We start from the raw sequence: 15,958 nt of genomic DNA, 5'->3' as shown, positions 1-15,958 counted from the left end.
AAGCAGGCAAAAAAAAGCTGCATCGCTGCAGCTTTGTCAATCCGCGCAATTCGTCTTCAATACGTCGCGCGGCGTTCTTCAGATCTGTGGCTTCAGAGCATGCCCGTCGTGTGATACATGCTCACCGACTTGATGCGCTGAAGCGCATTGCCATGCCGGTCGGAAAGCCGGTCCATGCCGTTGCGAGCCTGCGCTGAAATGCCGGCGTCGATGCGCTGGATCGTGCGGATCTTGTCGAGCGCTTCGGGCGTCTGTTCCGGGCGCAGCGACATCAGCAGCGGCGAGCGCTCTTCGACGATCGCCGACGCACGCACCCAGTCTTGTTGCGAAACCGCGTGTTCCAGAGCGCGGGTCAGGTCCAGTGCGCGAGTCAGAGAGTCGTTCATCGTATGTTCCATTGAGCGGCGTGTCTGTCCGCGTTACTTCGCGTTCAGCGAGCCCGACAGGCCGCCGCCGCCGAACAACTGGTTCAGGTAGGCCGTGTTGTTCTGCATCGTCGTCATCAGCGTGTTCAGCGCCGAGAACTGCGCATTGTACTGATCGGTCAACTGGCTCTGATAGTTCGTGAGCTGCGTCGCCTGATCCGACAGATTGCTCAGGTCGGTGTTCAGGGCCTGCGTGCGTTGGTCGATCGTGCCGCTCGTCTGCGTGTACGTGTTGATGAACGAGTTCAGCGTCGTGCCGATGCCGTTCGTCGTGTTGAATACTGATGCGACGGCCGAGCTGTTGCTGGTCAGCGCGTTCTGCAGCGTGGTCGAATCGACCGACAGCGTGCCGTCGTGCTGCAGGTTGATGCCGATCGACGACAGGCTGAAAGTCTTGCCGCCGACGGAAATGCCACCGCCGATCAAGCCACCCAGACCGTTCGTGATCGTATTCGTCATCGAATCGCCGAGCAGCGCCCCGGCCTGCGAGCCCGTCGCCTGCGTGGGGTCCCACGTCAGGCCCGTTTCGGTCGTGATGTAGTTGTTGTAGGCGGTGACGAAATCGTTGATCGCTTTCGTCGAAGCCGCCGTGTCGTTGGTGATCGAGATCGTTTGCGTGCTGCTTGCCGACGCGCCCGAGATGTCGATGCTGACGCCCGTGAGTGCCGACGTGATGGTGTTGGTTGCGCTCGTGACCGCGTTGCCGTCGATCGAGAACTTCGCGTCCGCGCCGGGCGTGACCTGCGTGAAGCTTGCCGTGTTCAGGCCGGCGTTGACGCCCGTGCCTGCCGATATCGTGACCTGGTTGGCCTGGCCCGTCTGCGTCGAGGTCAGCACGAGGTGCTGGCCGTCCGCTGCCGTGATGACGGCGGCCGACACACCAGGATTGTTGTTTGCCGTGTTGATCGAGTTGGCGATGCTTGCCAGCGTGTCGGTCGACGAGACGTTGATCGACATTGTGCTGGTGCCGACGCCGACCGTCAGCGTGCCGCTGCCGAGGGGCGCGTTCGAAGCGAAAGCCTGCGAGGAAATCTTGTTCGCCGTCGCGATGTTGGTGACGGCGAGCGTGTAGTTGCCAGCCACCGCGCCGCTGCCAGGAGCAGCCGTTGCCGTGACGCCCGTGCCGCTGACAGCGACTGCGAGCTGGTTGAGCGCCGTACCGTCCGACAGGCCGCTCAGTGCGGTCTGCAACGACGAGAGTGCCGATTTGATCTTGCCGATTGCAGAGATTTCGGCGTTGTCCGAAGTCTGCTTGGTCGTGATTTGCGCCGTTTGGGCCGCTGTTTTCGCCGTTACGAGCGCCGACACCAGAGAGTTGACATCGAGGGTCGACTTGGTCGAGCCACTGATAATGGACTGTGCCGCCTGCTGTAGCAGGGAGGTGATGTCACTTGATGAAGTCGAAGTCGACGTGGTGGTCATGCGGGTGCTCCGATTGGCGAAACAGGATGACGTTTGTTCGTGGCTTGCAAATGCATGATGGGAGGCGAACCTCCCAACCATGCGATCCAGTTGCGTACCGAAGCCGGGCGCGAGCCGCGGCTCCGGGTCGCGGCGCCGTGCTGCACGCCGCTAGTCGTCAGTCTTACTGGAGAAGCTTCAGAACTTGCTGCGGCATCGAGTTCGCTTGCGCGAGCACCGAGATACCAGCTTGTTGCAGAACCTGAGCCTTCGACAGGTTCGCCGTTTCCGTCGCGAAGTCTGCGTCGGTGATCTGCGAACGTGCTGCGCTCATGTTCGTTGCTTGCGTTTGCGTCGTCGAGATTGCAGCCTGGAACGTGTTCTGCGTTGCACCCAGCGTTGCCTGGAAGGTGTTGACGCTCGTCAGGACGTTGTCGATCGTGCTCATTGCTGACTGAGCTGCCGATGCCGTCGAAACGCTCAGCGCGTTGATGCCGAGGCTCGTCGAATCCCATGCCTGCGAACCGAAGTTCGCCGTGATCTGCTGGCCGTTGAATGCGCCGATCTGGAAGTTGACCGAGCTGATACCGGTCAGAACCTTCTGGCCGTTGAACGTCGTTTGTTGCGCGACGCGGGTGATTTCCGTCAGACGGGTCGACACTTCCGACTGGAGGTTAGCCAGTGCGTTCGAGTCGAGCGAGCCGTCGCCTGCTTCCACAGCCAGCTGGCGGATACGTTGCAGGTTGTCGACGACCGATTGCAGTGCGCCGTTCGTGGTTTGCACCATCGAAATGCCGTTGTTGGCGTTAGCTGCACCTTGCGTCAGAGCGTTGATCGATGCCGTTTGCGACGTCGCGATCGCGAGACCTGCCGCGTCGTCAGCAGCGGTGTTCACACGCTTGCCCGACGACAGGCGGTTGATCGCCTGCGACAGTGCGCTTTGCGAACCCGACAGGTTGTTCTGCGCGGTCAGCGAAGCGATGTTGGTGTTGATGTTCAGCATTTTGCGTCCTCGTTTTAAAACGCCTGAGATATAGGCTGTTTTGGTTCGGCGTCGCGCTCAACGTATGCTTTGCGTCGCCGCCTGTCCTGGTTGACGGCGTGCTCAGAAGAAAACTTTAGGGGCGATCTAGCGAAATTTGGGGGCGCATGGGTGCGGCGCGGGTACGCGCGGGGGCGTCTGTGACGAATGTCAAGACGGCGTATCCTTGTTGGCCCGCATTCTTTGCTCGTGGAGATGTCATGCAGAAACGCAATCTCGGCACGTCGCAATTGCAGGTCGCGCCGCTGATGTTCGGCGGAAATGTGTTCGGCTGGACGGCCGACGAAGCGACGTCGTTCTCCATCCTCGACGCGTTCTCCGACGCCGGCCTGAATTTCATCGATACCGCCGACGTCTATTCCGCCTGGGTGCCGGACAATCACGGCGGCGAGTCGGAGACGATCATCGGCAAGTGGTTCGCGAAGTCGGGCAAGCGCGACAAAATCGTGCTGTCGACCAAGGTCGGCATGCTGGGAAGCCGCAAGGGATTGTCGGCGGGCAACATCCGCGCGGCTGTTGAAGATTCGCTGCGGCGCCTGCAGACGGACTATATCGACGTGTATTTCTCGCATCTCGACGACGAGGAGACGCCGCTCGCGGAAACGCTGGGCGCGTATCAGCAGCTGGTCGAAGCGGGCAAGCTGCGGGTGATCGGCGCGTCGAACTACGGCGGCGCGCGCTTGCAGGAAGCGCTGCAGATCGCGCGGGACAACGGCCTGCCGCAATATCAGGTGATCCAGCCGGAGTACAACCTGTACGACCGCGCGGCCTATGAAACCGATCTAGAACCGGTTGCGCTCGCCGCGCGGCTGGGCGTCGTCTGCTATTACAGCCTCGCGAGCGGCTTTCTGTCGGGAAAGTACCGTTCGCGCGACGATCTGTCGAAAAGCGCGCGTGGCCGGAAGGTCGAGGGTTATCTGAATGAACGCGGCTTCGCGATCCTCAATGCACTCGACGAAGTGGCGCAGCGGCACGGCAGTACGCCTGCTTCGGTGGCGCTGGCATGGCTGATAGCGCGGCCGAGCATCACGGCGCCGATCGCCAGCGCAACGTCGGTCAAACAGCTGGAAAGTCTTGTCGCAGCGGTGCATTTGACGCTCACCGACGCCGATTTGCGCATATTGAACGACGCAAGTGCCTGAACAGAATCGCTAAAATGCTGGTCTGAAAGCGAATTTCCTGGTATGATCGGGAGTGAATTGAGATCTTTGCTCGTTTCGTCATGGGTTACTGGTGGCGAAACGCTAGCTAGGCGCGGCGCCGCAACGTGCGCTGCCCGCGTTTCGCGGTGAACTCCCACCTCTCTTTTCCGGCCTCCGTGGCCGCATTGCCTCTCGTTTCAGTTGTGCTTCGCCAGTCTGAAACGACCGGAGGGCCGGCGCGTGAGTGGGTTGACCGCCACGCCATTAACCGTATCAAGCGTTTTTAGGAATTACATGACGACGATTCTTCTGAAGGAAAACGAGCCGTTCGAAGTGGCAATCCGCCGCTTCCGCCGCGCAATCGAAAAAAATGGCCTGATCGCAGAACTGCGTGAGCGCCAGGCGTACGAAAAGCCGACGACGGCACGTAAGCGCAAGAAGGCAGCTGCAGTGAAGCGCCTGCACAAGCGCCTGCGCAGCCAGATGCTGCCGAAGAAGCTGCACTAAGCACGCTTCCTCCGGTACGCGAAAGCACGCCAACGGCGGTGTGAGCTTCGAAAGAAGCCACACCGCCGTTTTTCGTTTATAGGGTTGAGTGCGCTTGCCCAACAGGGCGCGCGGAGCGTCGCGCGATCGACGCCGATCGTGACGCTGAATGTCAGGCGGCCGTTTTGACGCGTTCGTCGGAAAGGACGAATTGGCGGGCGATCGAGCGGAGCCGGTCGCGCCATTCCCAAGTCCCGAAAACGTCGTGCACGTTTTGCAGGCAACTGAGCAACTCGACGGTGACGGGATCGTAGATGTTCAGGCGCGAGCGCAACAACGCCTTCTTCAGCGCGGCCACGCCGACGTCCATGTACATGGGCGTTTCAGAAGCGATCTTGCCGACGTATCGCACGGGAATGCCTTCCATCGCGGTCATGTAGTCGCGCGGATGGATAAAGCTGCCGACCGGGCAGCCGCCGCAATAACCGCGGTAGGCGCCGCCACCGCGCGGCAGCAGCGCCGCGCGGCCCTGGCCGAACAGATGCTCGACTGCCCGGTCGAAAATTTCCTGATGTGTCAGGAAGTTATGATTTTTCATGTGGGTCTCCCCCGCGCACTGCGCAGCGGTCATTCGTTTCTGGTGCAATCGCCAACAGTATTCCGTGATGTGCTCACGCCCGAAGCCGCGACGAGAGCATCATTTACCGCCCAATTCACGGCTTGCGAAGCGCACACCTTGCACCAGCGACACCGCCGACGCCCGGCTGACTATCCCCGTCCGGAGGCGCGTCGAACGACGTCGCATGCATTAGTTATAACGAGCGGAAAACGGTAAAGGTCAGCCGTTATGTTGGCTAGCGCTCAATGCGGGCACGGATGGCCGCCGCTCCGCTCGTCAACCTTTGTTCGAGGCCTTGCAGGAAGCGGGTTTGCGGGTGACGCAACGCAGCAGGCCACGCCCGTTTTGAGCCGGGCGCGAATATGCCATGTGTTGCAACGGCGCGACACGTTACGCAACGCATCGGAACCTGCCGCACCCGTCATTTCGCGCTCTTTTTGCGGCCTTTCTTCCCGAGCAGAGCGCACCGCGAATAGCAGGCGCAATCGGTCTGATGGTCGTTGACCATACCGACTGCCTGCATAAACGAGTAGCAGATGGTTGTGCCCACAAATTTGCAGCCATAGCCTTTGAGCGCTTTGCTGAGCGCGTCCGACACATCCGTCGACGCCGGCGCTTGCGTGTAGCTCGTCCAGGCGTTCTGGATCGGCGTGTTATCGACGAACGACCACACGAAATCCGCTAACGATCCATGCTCCATCTGAATCTGTCTGACCGCTTTGGCATTGAGAACCGTCGACTCGATCTTGCCGCGATGGCGCACGATACCCTCATCGAGTACGAGCGCGTCGATCTTTTGCGGCGTGAAGCGGGCGACCTTGTCGATGTCGAAGTTCGAGAAGGCGCGCCGGTATCCGGCGCGTTTGTTCAGAATCGTCGACCACGACAGCCCGGCCTGCGCGCCTTCGAGCACCAGCATCTCGAACAGATGCTGGTCATTGCGAGAAGGGACGCCCCATTCGGTGTCGTGATAATGTGCGAGCGCTTCGCTCGTCGTCGCCCAGTTGCATCGCTGCTCCGCCACGTTCAGGCTCCTGCATGGTTGGTTGATCGCCCGTCTGTCGGGCCACGCCAGCATAGCGGAACGGGTTGCCGCCGCAACCTGGCCGATCGGCTAATTGTCTCGGGCGAAAAGACCTGCCACGCTATGCGGTAACACATCAATGAGTATTTCGATGAATCAAGACCTCTATCTGATCGGCGTCGACGGTGGCGGCACCGGCACGCGTGTCGTGCTGGCGGACGCCGCAGGGCAGGAACTCGCGCAAGGCGCGGCGGGGCCGTCCGGCCTGGCGTTGGGCGTCGAGCGCGCGTGGGAGGCGATACTGGCCGCGAGCGCGCAAGCGTGCGAGCGCGCCGGCGTCACCGCCGACTGGCCGCGCTTCGTGTTCGGCTGCGGGCTCGCGGGCGTCAACAACCGCGATTGGCTGGCGGCATTTCGCGCGAAGGCGCCGGCGCTCGCCGGTCTCGCGATCGAAAGCGACGCCTATTCGACCTTGCTCGGCGCGCACGGCGGCGAGCCGGGCGTGATCGTCGCACTGGGAACGGGCAGCGTCGCGGCGGTGCTGGATCATAACGGTCAAAGCCGCATGGTCGCCGGCTACGGCTATCCGTCTGCTGATGAAGCCGGCGGTGCCTGGCTCGGCCTGCGCGCCATCGTCCATGCGCAGCAGGCGCTCGACGGCCGCGTTCCCGCCGACGAACTCTCGCAGGCATTGATCGAGCACGTCGGCGCGTCCGATCGCGACGGGCTGGTCGTCTGGCTGTGCGACGCGAACCAGACGGCTTATGCGAGCCTCGCGCCCGTCGTCGTCGCGCATCGCGAGCATCCATTTGCCGCCCGGTTGCTGCGCGAAGCCGGTCAAGAGATCGGCAAGATGATTGCGGCGCTCGACCCGTCCGGAACCTTGCCCGTCGCGCTGTGCGGCGGGCTTGGCAAGCCGCTGAGCGAGTACGTGCCCGCGCCTTATCGCGAGCGCCTGCGGGCGCCTCTTTCGGATTCGGCGCACGGCGCGTTGCAGATGGCTAGGCGGGAGGCCGCGCAGATCGGCGGCGCATGACGGGCGAAACGCATGGGCGCGGCCGGAAACGGAAAGCGCCGCGCCAAGAGGCGATAAAATAGACGTTTTCCGACGCCGTCTGCCGCCTACCCATGTACAAAGTCATCGCCAGCGATCTTGATGGAACGCTGCTGAACAGCAACCATCAGGTGGACCCCTTCACGATCAGCACGGTGCGCACGCTCGAAGCGCAAGGCATACATATCGTGATCGCGACGGGGCGCCACTATAGCGACGTCGCGGGAATTCGCGATGTGCTGGGTATCCGGCCATATCTGATCACATCGAACGGCGCGCGAGTCCATTCGCCCGACGACGAAATGATCTTCGCCGACGACCTTCAGGCGAACGTGGTCCAGCAACTGGTGAAGCCGGAGATCGCGGGCGAGCATGGGCGCGTGATCGTCAATCTGTTCGCCGACCGGGAATGGCTGATCGATCGCGACGCGCCTGAGCTGTTGCGCTATCACCAGGACTCGGGCTTCACCTACAACGTGACCGATCTGCAGCAGCACGACGGCGCGGATATCGCGAAGGCGCTGTACATTGGCGATCCCGAGGATCTTGCCGTGGTCGCGGCCAACCTCGAGCGCACCTTCGGCGAGGCGCTTTACGTCACGTATTCGTTGCCGGACTGTCTGGAGGTGATGACGGCGAATGTGTCGAAGGGGCGCGCGCTGCAGTTCGTTCTCGACCGGCTGAATGTTCCGGCGGCGAAGTGCGTCGCATTCGGCGACAACATGAACGACATCGACATGCTGGAAACGGCGGGTCATCCGTTCATGATGAACAACGCGAATCCTGATCTCATCAAGCGGCTGCCCAATGTGCCGCGTATCGGCAACAACTCCGAAGCGGGCGTCGCGCGCCATCTGCGCAAGCTGTTCGAACTGGACGACCAACTGACGGCGTAAATCCCACCGGTCGAATGCACTTGGCGCGCTCCTGTCAGGAGACGCGCCATGTCAAAGTGAAGGCCGTTAGGCTTCGCGAAAGTCTGAAGCCGGCAGGCGCAAGAATAAGACGATTTACGCCGCCAAAGCCGACTCCTTAGTCACGATAGCCGCCCCGGTGGTTGTCGTTCCCTCGGTAGCCATTGTTGTTATCCCAACGGTTTCCATGATCCCAGCGGTCGCGATCCCAGCCGCGGTCATGTCGATAGCCATCGTAGCGGTGGTCTCCCCAATACCGGTTGCCGTAGTACACCGGCTGCGGCGCGGGTGCGACGTAAGCGGGAGCGACGTAGGCAGGGGCAGGCGTCCCGAGCGACAGGCCGATGCTCAGATTCGAGTGCGCCTGTGCGACACCGCATGCGCCAGCGGCGAGGCCAACTGCAACGAGCATGTGAGTGACGATGCGCTTCATTGTGATTCTCCTGTGAATGCGGCGTGTTCGCCGTACAGGTTCAATCTACGCGTCGCCGGCGAGCGGCACTGCGACAGGATGTTACGAAGTGAAAGTGTGCAATGCCGGTATATCAGGTGGATTGCGGCATTCGCGTAATGCTTTACAGATGGCGCTTTGCGGGCGTCCGGCATTTGCCCGTATAGCGTGGAGCGGAGCGAGGTGGGCCTTTCAAAAAGCTAAAGCGCTTCTTCAATAGCGATGAATACGGCCGTAAACCAGCCTTACATTTGAACCATCTGTTAATGCTGGAACGGCTTCGCGAAAACGACAACGGGGCGCGGAAGCGCCCCGTTGTCATTCAAACCGGACAGCCAGCAATCAGGCCGTCACGCGCACGCGTTCTGCGTCCGTCGCATGCCGGGCATCGCCAGCCACCAGCGGATAGACCATTGCAGCGATCACCGCGCCGAGAATCGGCGCGACCCAGAAGAGCCACAACTGATCGACGGCGGCGGCGCCGACGAACAGCGCCGGCCCCGTCGATCGCGCCGGATTCACCGAAGTATTCGTGACGGGAATCGAGATCAGATGGATCAGCGTGAGGCACAGGCCGATTGCGATCGGCGCAAAGCCGGCGGGCGCGCGCTTGTCGGTGGCACCGAGAATCACGAACAGGAAGAAGGCCGTAATCACCGTTTCGCAGACGAACGCAGCGGGCAACGCGTAATGGCCCGGCGAGCGGTCGCCGTAGCCGTTGCTCGCGAAACCGCTCGCGACCAGATGGAAGTCCGGATTGCCCGAGGCGATGGCGGACAGCACATACGCGCCGAACACGGCGCCCAGCACCTGCGCGACGTATACGGCACGAGGTCGCGTGCCGGGAATCGGCCGGCGACAGTCAGGCCGACGCTCACCGCCGGATTCAGGTGGCAGCCGGAGATATGCCCAATGGCATAGGCCATGGTTAGTACGGTCAGGCCGAAAGCGAGCGAAACGCCCACGAAGCCGATGCCGAGCCCGTGAACGGGACCCGCGAAATTTGCTGCAAGGACAGCGCTGCCGCAGCCTCCGAGTACGAGCCAGAAGGTGCCGAACAGCTCCGCCGCGAGGCGCCTGGAGAGGTTCATCGTGTGTAATCCTAAAAAGTACGGTGATTCAAGGACGAGAGCGCATGCGCTACCCGGCACTTGGGAGCGCAAATTTTAAGCAACGTTGCACAAATGGACTGTCAAGAATTGTCATTCACGAACGCGGAATTATTTCGTGATAAAAGTCCAGCGGTTTGAACGATTCAGTGCCGCTTTATAAATACTCAGACGAAAACTTTTGATAGCGCGATATTAGCCGCCATTGCGAATTTCGTTAGCACGGGCTAATCTCCGTGCTAACCACTTTTAGAAAAAGAGGGGAGCCCAAATGTCACAATACGCAGATCTCAAGGCGCAGATTGCTCGTTTGCAGCAGGAAGCGGACGAAGCGCGTCGTAGTGAAGTAGGCAATGTGATTGCCGAAATCCGCCAGAAAATCGCCGAGTACGGCCTTAACGCGCATGACCTCGGTTTTGCCGAGGCGGCTCGCCGCGGACGCCCGCCCAAAAAGGCGCCGTTGCCCGCGAAGTATCAGGATCCGAAGTCGGGCAACACATGGAGCGGCCGGGGAAAGCCGCCCAAGTGGATTGCCGGCAAGAACCGCGAGCGCTTTCTGATCGGCCAGGCCTAATTAGGGGAAACGGCGAAAGCCGCTTGAAGGCGATCTGGCGAAATGCGCCGCCTTTCAGATACTGTTAATGCGCGGTAAGGCGTCTGAAGCGGGGATAGCTTCATTCGGTAAAGGCGCATTGCGGCGCATTGAAGAAAGCGCTTCCATTGCCGATCCGGTTCCGAACGCCGGAAAAGAAAAAGCCGCCTGGGGAGGCGGCTTTTTCGTGTGAGCGGCGCAATAACTGTCTTTGAATGACAGCGCAAACGTTCAAGTGAACAAATTACGCAATCTGTCGCCGCATCGGCAGAGTTGACCTGTGCAAACCGGCGATCAACCCACCGCCACGCGGCGCAGCATCGGACGGCGCGTTGCTTCCAGCATCGCCGAATAGCTGTCGACATAGTTCTGCGCCATGATCTTCGAGCTGAAACGTCGCTCGAACTGCGATCGGATTTCCGTGCGCGACAGGTCGTCGATACGTTGCAGCGCGGCCACGGCGCCTTGCACGTCTTCACAGATGAAGCCCGTCACGCCGTGGTCGATCACTTCCGGCACCGAACCACGGTTGAACGCGATCACCGGCGTGCCGCAAGCCATCGACTCGATCATCACCAGGCCGAACGGCTCCGACCAGTCGATCGGGAACAGCAGCGCCTTCGCGCCCGACAGGAAATCCGGCTTCTGCGCCTCGTTGATCTCGCCGATGAACTCGACGTGCGCCATCGACAGCAACGGCTCGATTTCCGTCTTGAAGTATTCCTGATCGACCTTGTCCACCTTGGCGGCGATCTTCAGCGGCAGACCGCTTTGCGCGGCGATCTTGATGGCTGTATCGACGCGCTTTTCCGGACAGATCCGACCCAGGAACGCGAGGTATTCCGGCTTCTTGTGCGTTTGCGGCGTAAGCAGCTGCTCCGGCAGGCCGTGATAGATCGTGTTGAGCCAGTTGGCCTGCTGCAGCGGCAGACGCTGCGAATCCGAAATCGAGATCACGGGTGCATCGGTGAACGTATCGAACACCGGTTGCAGTTCCGGCAGGTCCAGACGGCCGTGCAGCGTCGTCACGAACGGCGTGTCCAGCGTCGAGAAGAGCGGGAACGGCAGATAATCGAGGTGGAAGTGCAGCACGTCGAACTCATGCGCGACCTTGCGAACCTTCTCGAGCAGCAGCATGTGCGGGGCGAGTGCGTCGCGGATCGTCGGATCCAGACGCAGCGCGCGCGGCCACGACGCTTCGAGTTTTGCGGACGTCACCGAATCGCCGCTCGCGAAGAGCGTCACATCGTGACCCAGATCGACCAGAGCCTCGGTCAGATACGACACGACGCGTTCTGTGCCGCCATAGAGTTTCGGTGGGACAGCTTCGTACAACGGTGCGATTTGTGCGATTCGCATGCGTGATCTCCTTGTGCAAACGGGCTTCGCGCGGCGCTGCTTTGCGTGTGGCAAAAAAGCGGAAGCCTTTCGGACGGTTGGGCGCGGTGTGCCGCCGCCCTTGGCAGGATGCCCAATGGGGTTATCCCTAGGTGCCATTATCGGGATCGCTGGCGCTAATTCGAGCTATTTTTCAAACACTTAATGTTGTTACAGCGCGAAACATGATACGTAACAACTGCGCGTATGTTGCCGGAAAGCTCGCGGCGACAGGCATCGAGGCAATATCCGCCGCACTTTGGGTCGGTTGACGCAGCATGTTGCACAGTCGATTCGTCGGATCAAATGGTGCGCTGCCGAACATATCGCTGCGAAATTCGCTTTGTTTCCGCTCAAATATGGGCGCATAATCCGCTTCCCAAACCTTTCACGCCCGATCTCGCGTGTAAGTAGTCGGCGCTTTCAGTCCGCCAATACCCTCCCAAATCCCCCTTCGCGAAAATTTGTAGGAAAAACTCCTACAGAAATCCTGGATTTTTCCGTCAATCAGTTGGGGTGCCTGTCCGATTTTCGTCGACTGCCCCTTTCGGGAAAATGCATGCTGACCATAAGCGTGCCGTTCGTGGTTTTTTTTAACGCGAGCGAGCAAACGTTTTACCAGGCCTGACCAGCCAGATTTGAATCGGGGGATTCAATGAGCACTCAAAGTGACATGCTCAATGAAATTAGGGAAGTGAACTTGTCCTATCTGCTACTCGCGCAGCGTCTGCTGCGCGAAGACAAGCCAATGGGCATGTTCCGCATGGGCATCTCGGAGCAACTCGCCGACGTGCTCGCCAACCTGTCGCTCGCACAGACTGTCAAGCTGGCCTCATCGAACCAGGTGTTGTGCCGCTTCCGCTTCGACGATCACCAGATCCTCTCGTCGCTGGCCGACAAGGGCAAATCGTCCGCCGTCGCCCAGGCGCACTCCGCCATCCTGATGGCGGGCCAGCCCGTCGAACAGATCGGCTGAGACCGGCCGACGGCCGGCGCGCAGGCGCCGGGACAGACGCACCCTACGCGCGCCGGCAACGGCGCTTTTATCGTTTTTCCCGGCCGTTCGCGCCGGCGGGAAACGACAACGGACGCGGGAAGCGAGGCGGATGGCACAGAAAAGCGTGGTGCTCGAAGTCAGGGAAATCACCCTGGCGATTGAACTGATCGAACTCGGCGCGCGCTTGCAGCTGCTCGAGGCGGAGACGACGCTGTCGCGCGACCGGCTCATCAAGCTGTACAAGGAAGTGAAGGGCGTATCGCCGCCCAAGGGCATGCTGCCGTTTTCGACCGACTGGTTCATGACGTGGCAGCCGAACATTCACTCATCGCTGTTCTACAACATCTACCGCTTCATGTCGGGGCTGGGCGGCTGCGTGACGATCCAGTCGATCGTCAAGTCCTACCGGCTCTACCTCGAACACGCGCGCATGCACCACGACGAACCGGCGCTGAGCCTGACGCGCGCATGGACGCTGGTGCGCTTCTTCGACTCCGGCATGCTGCAGATGACGACGTGCACCCGTTGCCGTGGGCAATTTGTCGCACACGCGCACGACCCGCAGCATGGCTTCGTATGCGGCCTGTGTGCGCCGCCGTCGCGCGCCGGTAAGACCCGGAAAGCCGCCGACGCGCGCTACGAGGAAGCGCAAGCGGCTCTTGGCGCGCCGCTCGACGAAACGCTCGAAGCCTTGCCTGAGGCCGTCGTCACGGCCGTCTGACGGGCCGCCGGAGCGCCCGTCGCGCAGCCTTCGTCGGGCGCGCGGCGGCACTCTGGTTAACACCGTCCCAGTCCGGCGCTCATTCCGCCAAAGTTTTCCGACTGCTTGCCGTAAACCTGAATAACGACGGTCTCCGTCGCTTTTCGAGAGGGCTCGGCAGTGCTGATTTTCGTGGGAACACTCGTTACGCTGTTGTCCGTCTTCGGCGGCTATGCGCTGGAGGGCGGCCACCTGGGCGCGCTTATGCAGCCCGTCGAAGTGCTGATGATCGCGGGCGCGGGTCTCGGTGCGTTCATCCTCGGCAACGGGATGAAGACGATCAAGGCTACGTTGCGCGTGATTCCGACGCTGTTCAAAGGCGCCAAGTACAACAAGGACGTCTACATGGAGCTGATGGCGCTCCTCTACGTCCTGTTGGCGAAGGCGCGTAAGGAGGGCACGCTCACGCTCGAAGCGGATATCGACGATCCGCAGAAGAGCCCGATCTTCACGCAGTACCCGAAGATTCTTGCGGATCATCACATCGTCGAATTCCTGACGGATTATCTGCGCCTGATGGTCGGCGGCAACATGAATGCGTTCGAGATCGAAAGTCTGATGGACGAAGAAATCGAAACGCATCACGCCGAAGGCGAAGCGCCGGCGCACGCGCTGATGAAGGTCGGCGACGCGATGCCTGCATTCGGTATCGTCGCGGCCGTGATGGGCGTGGTGCACACGATGGCTTCCGCCGACAAGCCGCCCGCTGTGCTCGGCGAAATGATTGCGCAGGCTCTGGTCGGTACCTTCCTCGGCATTCTGCTGTCGTACGGTCTGATCGGGCCGCTCGCGAGCGTCGCGGAACAGCGCGTCACCGAGTCGACCAAGATGTTCCAGTGCATCAAGGTGACGATCCTCGCGAGCCTGAACGGCTATGCGCCCGCAATCGCTGTCGAATTCGGCCGCAAGGTGCTCTTCTCGACTGAACGCCCGTCGTTCGCCGAGCTGGAAGAGCACGTGCGCCGCGTCAAGGCGAAATAAGGAACGCGGGCGATGAGCAAGGACAAAGACCGCGCAATCGTTGTCAAGCGCGCAGCGCCGAAGAAGGGCGGCCATCACGGCGGCGCGTGGAAGCTCGCGTATGCGGACTTCATGACGGCGATGATGGCGTTCTTCCTGCTGATGTGGCTGCTGAGTTCGGCCTCGACGGTGCAGTTGAAGGGCATTGCCGATTACTTCAACCAGCCGCTGAAGATCACGCTGTGGGGCGGCGACCGCAGCGCCGTCGATTCGAGCCAGATCCCCGGCGGCGGCCGCGATATCTCGACCGACAAGGACGGCATCACGCGTCAGACGGACGGTTCGATCAATCGCGCCGAGCACACGGCCGCACGCGCCGACGACCAGGCGCTGCAGCAGTTGCAGGGCGCCGTCGAGCGTCGCGAGCAGGTGCGTCTGCACGACCTGCAGGTCAAGCTGATGGCCGCGATCGAGGCGAACCCGGTGCTGCGTCAGTTCAAGCAGCAGATCCGCATCGATTCGACGCTGCAGGGCTTGCGTATCGAGATCGTTGATACGCAGAAGCGCCCGATGTTCGCGACCGCGCAGGCCATCGTCCAGCCGTACATGCACGACATCCTGCAGGCGATCGGCAATACGCTGAACGACGTGCCGAACCGCATCGTCGTGCAGGGCCACACCGACGCCGTGCCGTATGCCGGCGGCGAGAAGGGCTACAGCAACTGGGAATTGTCGGCGGACCGCGCGAATGCGTCGCGCCGCGAGCTGATCGCGGGCGGCATGGACGAAGCGAAGGTATTGCGCGTGCTCGGCCTCGCGTCGACGCAGAACCTGAACAAGGCCGATCCGCTCGACCCGGAAAACCGGCGCATCAGCATCATCGTGCTGAACAAGCGCTCGGAAGACGCGCTGATGCAGGACGACTCGACGTCGACCACGCTGTCGAACGACGCCGCGGGCTCGAACAAGCCGCTGCTGCAAAAGATTACCCAGCCGGTTTCACCGCCCGCCGCGCAACCGCCATCGCCGCCCGCCAAAGCGCCGCACGCGATGCAAAAGGCAGCGGAGCAAACCAGCGCGGTCGCGCAGCGCGCGGCCGAGCCGGCTGAAGCGACAGACACGAGCGCGGCGCCTGCAACGGCGACGCAATGACAGATAGCGGGATAACGGATGCGCCGATGGCGGCGCTACCTCGATCCATCGTGAGCGCAGTGAGGATTGAATGATCAGGCACATTCTGGCAATCGACGATTCGGCAGCGATGCGGCAAATCCTTGCCGCGACGCTGACGGGTGCCGGCTATCAGGTGACGCTCGCGGCCGACGGCGACGAAGGGCTCGAAAACGCGCTGGCGATGCCCTTCGATCTCGTGCTGACCGACCAGCACATGCCCGGCCGGACGGGCCTCGATCTGATCGCCGCGCTGCGCGGCAACCCTGCTTACCGCGACACGCCGATCCTGGTCCTCACGACCGAATCCGGCGAGCCCTTCAAGGCAGCGGCGCGCGATGCGGGCGCCACAGGATGGATCGAAAAACCGCTGGACCCCGACATGTTGACCGAACTGGTCGCGGCGCTCGCCTGAGCGCGGCACCCAGCAGGCAG

The 15,958-nt window shown here is 61.6% G+C and carries 17 protein-coding genes and 1 pseudogene; 10 read left to right on the top strand and 8 right to left on the bottom strand.

Going from position 1 to position 15,958, the window contains the following annotated elements; genetic code table 11:
* Positions 1 to 92 precede the first annotated feature (92 nt).
* From H1204_RS17050 to H1204_RS17040, 3 genes are all read right to left on the bottom strand, one after another.
* A complete protein-coding gene (locus H1204_RS17050; RefSeq protein WP_243468526.1) occupies positions 93 to 386 on the bottom strand; it encodes a flagellar protein FliT in 294 nt (97 codons plus the stop codon).
* Positions 387 to 419: 33 nt separating this feature from the next.
* Positions 420 to 1,847: a flagellar filament capping protein FliD gene (fliD, locus tag H1204_RS17045; protein WP_180729198.1), complete on the bottom strand. Its 1,428-nt coding sequence runs from the start codon at positions 1,845 to 1,847 to the stop codon at positions 420 to 422.
* Between the two features lie 163 nt (positions 1,848 to 2,010).
* Positions 2,011 to 2,829: a flagellin domain-containing protein gene (locus H1204_RS17040; RefSeq protein ID WP_180729197.1), complete on the bottom strand. Its 819-nt coding sequence runs from the start codon at positions 2,827 to 2,829 to the stop codon at positions 2,011 to 2,013.
* Positions 2,830 to 3,068: 239 nt separating this feature from the next.
* Between H1204_RS17040 and H1204_RS17035 the strand changes: the two genes are divergently transcribed.
* On the top strand, positions 3,069 to 4,010 hold the full coding sequence (locus H1204_RS17035; protein ID WP_180729196.1) for an aldo/keto reductase: 942 nt from the start codon (positions 3,069 to 3,071) through the stop codon (positions 4,008 to 4,010).
* 294 nt (positions 4,011 to 4,304) lie between these two features.
* Positions 4,305 to 4,517 (top strand): 30S ribosomal protein S21, encoded by a 213-nt coding sequence (rpsU, locus tag H1204_RS17030; protein ID WP_007581560.1) that lies wholly within the window; start codon positions 4,305 to 4,307, stop codon positions 4,515 to 4,517.
* A gap of 151 nt (positions 4,518 to 4,668) precedes the next feature.
* Here rpsU and H1204_RS17025 read toward each other — a convergent pair whose 3' ends face one another.
* Both H1204_RS17025 and H1204_RS17020 read right to left on the bottom strand, forming a co-directional pair.
* Positions 4,669 to 5,094, bottom strand: a complete 426-nt coding sequence (locus tag H1204_RS17025; protein WP_180730986.1) for a hypothetical protein — start codon at positions 5,092 to 5,094, stop codon at positions 4,669 to 4,671.
* A 442-nt stretch (positions 5,095 to 5,536) separates the two neighbouring features.
* Positions 5,537 to 6,193, bottom strand: a complete 657-nt coding sequence (locus H1204_RS17020) for a DNA-3-methyladenine glycosylase I (protein WP_180729195.1) — start codon at positions 6,191 to 6,193, stop codon at positions 5,537 to 5,539.
* Between the two features lie 97 nt (positions 6,194 to 6,290).
* On the opposite strand from H1204_RS17020, the gene H1204_RS17015 reads away from it, so the two are divergent.
* Both H1204_RS17015 and H1204_RS17010 read left to right on the top strand, forming a co-directional pair.
* Positions 6,291 to 7,175 (top strand): BadF/BadG/BcrA/BcrD ATPase family protein, encoded by an 885-nt coding sequence (locus tag H1204_RS17015; protein WP_180729194.1) that lies wholly within the window; start codon positions 6,291 to 6,293, stop codon positions 7,173 to 7,175.
* 92 nt (positions 7,176 to 7,267) lie between these two features.
* Entirely contained in the window at positions 7,268 to 8,089 is an 822-nt protein-coding gene (locus H1204_RS17010) for a Cof-type HAD-IIB family hydrolase (RefSeq protein WP_180729193.1), read from the top strand.
* 136 nt (positions 8,090 to 8,225) lie between these two features.
* On the opposite strand, the gene H1204_RS17005 is transcribed toward H1204_RS17010, so the two are convergent.
* Together H1204_RS17005 and aqpZ are read right to left on the bottom strand one after the other, a co-directional pair.
* Positions 8,226 to 8,540: a PXPV repeat protein gene (locus H1204_RS17005; RefSeq protein WP_180729192.1), complete on the bottom strand. Its 315-nt coding sequence runs from the start codon at positions 8,538 to 8,540 to the stop codon at positions 8,226 to 8,228.
* Positions 8,541 to 8,900: 360 nt separating this feature from the next.
* Positions 8,901 to 9,649, bottom strand: a pseudogene (aqpZ, locus tag H1204_RS17000) (aquaporin Z).
* 289 nt (positions 9,650 to 9,938) lie between these two features.
* Between aqpZ and H1204_RS16995 the strand changes: the two are divergent.
* A complete protein-coding gene (locus tag H1204_RS16995; RefSeq protein WP_007581545.1) occupies positions 9,939 to 10,241 on the top strand; it encodes an H-NS histone family protein in 303 nt (100 codons plus the stop codon).
* A 312-nt stretch (positions 10,242 to 10,553) separates the two neighbouring features.
* Here the strand turns inward: H1204_RS16995 and H1204_RS16990 are convergent, their stop codons facing one another.
* A complete protein-coding gene (locus tag H1204_RS16990) occupies positions 10,554 to 11,618 on the bottom strand; it encodes a glycosyltransferase family 4 protein (RefSeq protein ID WP_180729191.1) in 1,065 nt (354 codons plus the stop codon).
* A 673-nt stretch (positions 11,619 to 12,291) separates the two neighbouring features.
* On the opposite strand from H1204_RS16990, the gene flhD reads away from it, so the two are divergent.
* From flhD to H1204_RS16965, 5 genes are all read left to right on the top strand, one after another.
* Entirely contained in the window at positions 12,292 to 12,612 is a 321-nt protein-coding gene (gene flhD, locus H1204_RS16985; RefSeq protein WP_180729190.1) for a flagellar transcriptional regulator FlhD, read from the top strand.
* A 130-nt stretch (positions 12,613 to 12,742) separates the two neighbouring features.
* Positions 12,743 to 13,354: a flagellar transcriptional regulator FlhC gene (gene flhC / locus H1204_RS16980; RefSeq protein ID WP_007581539.1), complete on the top strand. Its 612-nt coding sequence runs from the start codon at positions 12,743 to 12,745 to the stop codon at positions 13,352 to 13,354.
* A gap of 159 nt (positions 13,355 to 13,513) precedes the next feature.
* The gene (gene motA, locus H1204_RS16975) at positions 13,514 to 14,374 is read left to right on the top strand and encodes a flagellar motor stator protein MotA (RefSeq protein WP_007581537.1); all 861 of its coding nucleotides are present in this window, start codon (positions 13,514 to 13,516) and stop codon (positions 14,372 to 14,374) included.
* 12 nt (positions 14,375 to 14,386) lie between these two features.
* Complete coding sequence (motB, locus tag H1204_RS16970; RefSeq protein WP_180729189.1) at positions 14,387 to 15,505, top strand: flagellar motor protein MotB; 1,119 nt, start codon at positions 14,387 to 14,389, stop codon at positions 15,503 to 15,505.
* Between the two features lie 70 nt (positions 15,506 to 15,575).
* Positions 15,576 to 15,938: a response regulator gene (locus H1204_RS16965; protein ID WP_180729188.1), complete on the top strand. Its 363-nt coding sequence runs from the start codon at positions 15,576 to 15,578 to the stop codon at positions 15,936 to 15,938.
* Positions 15,939 to 15,958 lie beyond the last annotated feature (20 nt).

The organism is Paraburkholderia sp. PGU19 (assembly GCF_013426915.1).
Lineage (GTDB): Bacteria > Pseudomonadota > Gammaproteobacteria > Burkholderiales > Burkholderiaceae > Paraburkholderia.
This window is presented reverse-complemented; position numbering and strand designations above follow the sequence as displayed.

Bases quoted from the DNA above. Each gene is read 5' to 3' on its own strand.
- H1204_RS17050 (WP_243468526.1), bottom strand. From the start codon at position 386: ATGAACGACTCTCTGACTCGCGCACTGGACCTGACCCGCGCTCTGGAA.
- fliD (WP_180729198.1), bottom strand. From the start codon at position 1,847: ATGACCACCACGTCGACTTCGACTTCATCAAGTGACATCACCTCCCTG.
- H1204_RS17040 (WP_180729197.1), bottom strand. From the start codon at position 2,829: ATGCTGAACATCAACACCAACATCGCTTCGCTGACCGCGCAGAACAAC.
- H1204_RS17035 (WP_180729196.1), top strand. From the start codon at position 3,069: ATGCAGAAACGCAATCTCGGCACGTCGCAATTGCAGGTCGCGCCGCTG.
- rpsU (WP_007581560.1), top strand. From the start codon at position 4,305: ATGACGACGATTCTTCTGAAGGAAAACGAGCCGTTCGAAGTGGCAATC.
- H1204_RS17025 (WP_180730986.1), bottom strand. From the start codon at position 5,094: ATGAAAAATCATAACTTCCTGACACATCAGGAAATTTTCGACCGGGCA.
- H1204_RS17020 (WP_180729195.1), bottom strand. From the start codon at position 6,193: ATGCTGGCGTGGCCCGACAGACGGGCGATCAACCAACCATGCAGGAGC.
- H1204_RS17015 (WP_180729194.1), top strand. From the start codon at position 6,291: ATGAATCAAGACCTCTATCTGATCGGCGTCGACGGTGGCGGCACCGGC.
- H1204_RS17010 (WP_180729193.1), top strand. From the start codon at position 7,268: ATGTACAAAGTCATCGCCAGCGATCTTGATGGAACGCTGCTGAACAGC.
- H1204_RS17005 (WP_180729192.1), bottom strand. From the start codon at position 8,540: ATGAAGCGCATCGTCACTCACATGCTCGTTGCAGTTGGCCTCGCCGCT.
- H1204_RS16995 (WP_007581545.1), top strand. From the start codon at position 9,939: ATGTCACAATACGCAGATCTCAAGGCGCAGATTGCTCGTTTGCAGCAG.
- H1204_RS16990 (WP_180729191.1), bottom strand. From the start codon at position 11,618: ATGCGAATCGCACAAATCGCACCGTTGTACGAAGCTGTCCCACCGAAA.
- flhD (WP_180729190.1), top strand. From the start codon at position 12,292: ATGAGCACTCAAAGTGACATGCTCAATGAAATTAGGGAAGTGAACTTG.
- flhC (WP_007581539.1), top strand. From the start codon at position 12,743: ATGGCACAGAAAAGCGTGGTGCTCGAAGTCAGGGAAATCACCCTGGCG.
- motB (WP_180729189.1), top strand. From the start codon at position 14,387: ATGAGCAAGGACAAAGACCGCGCAATCGTTGTCAAGCGCGCAGCGCCG.
- H1204_RS16965 (WP_180729188.1), top strand. From the start codon at position 15,576: ATGATCAGGCACATTCTGGCAATCGACGATTCGGCAGCGATGCGGCAA.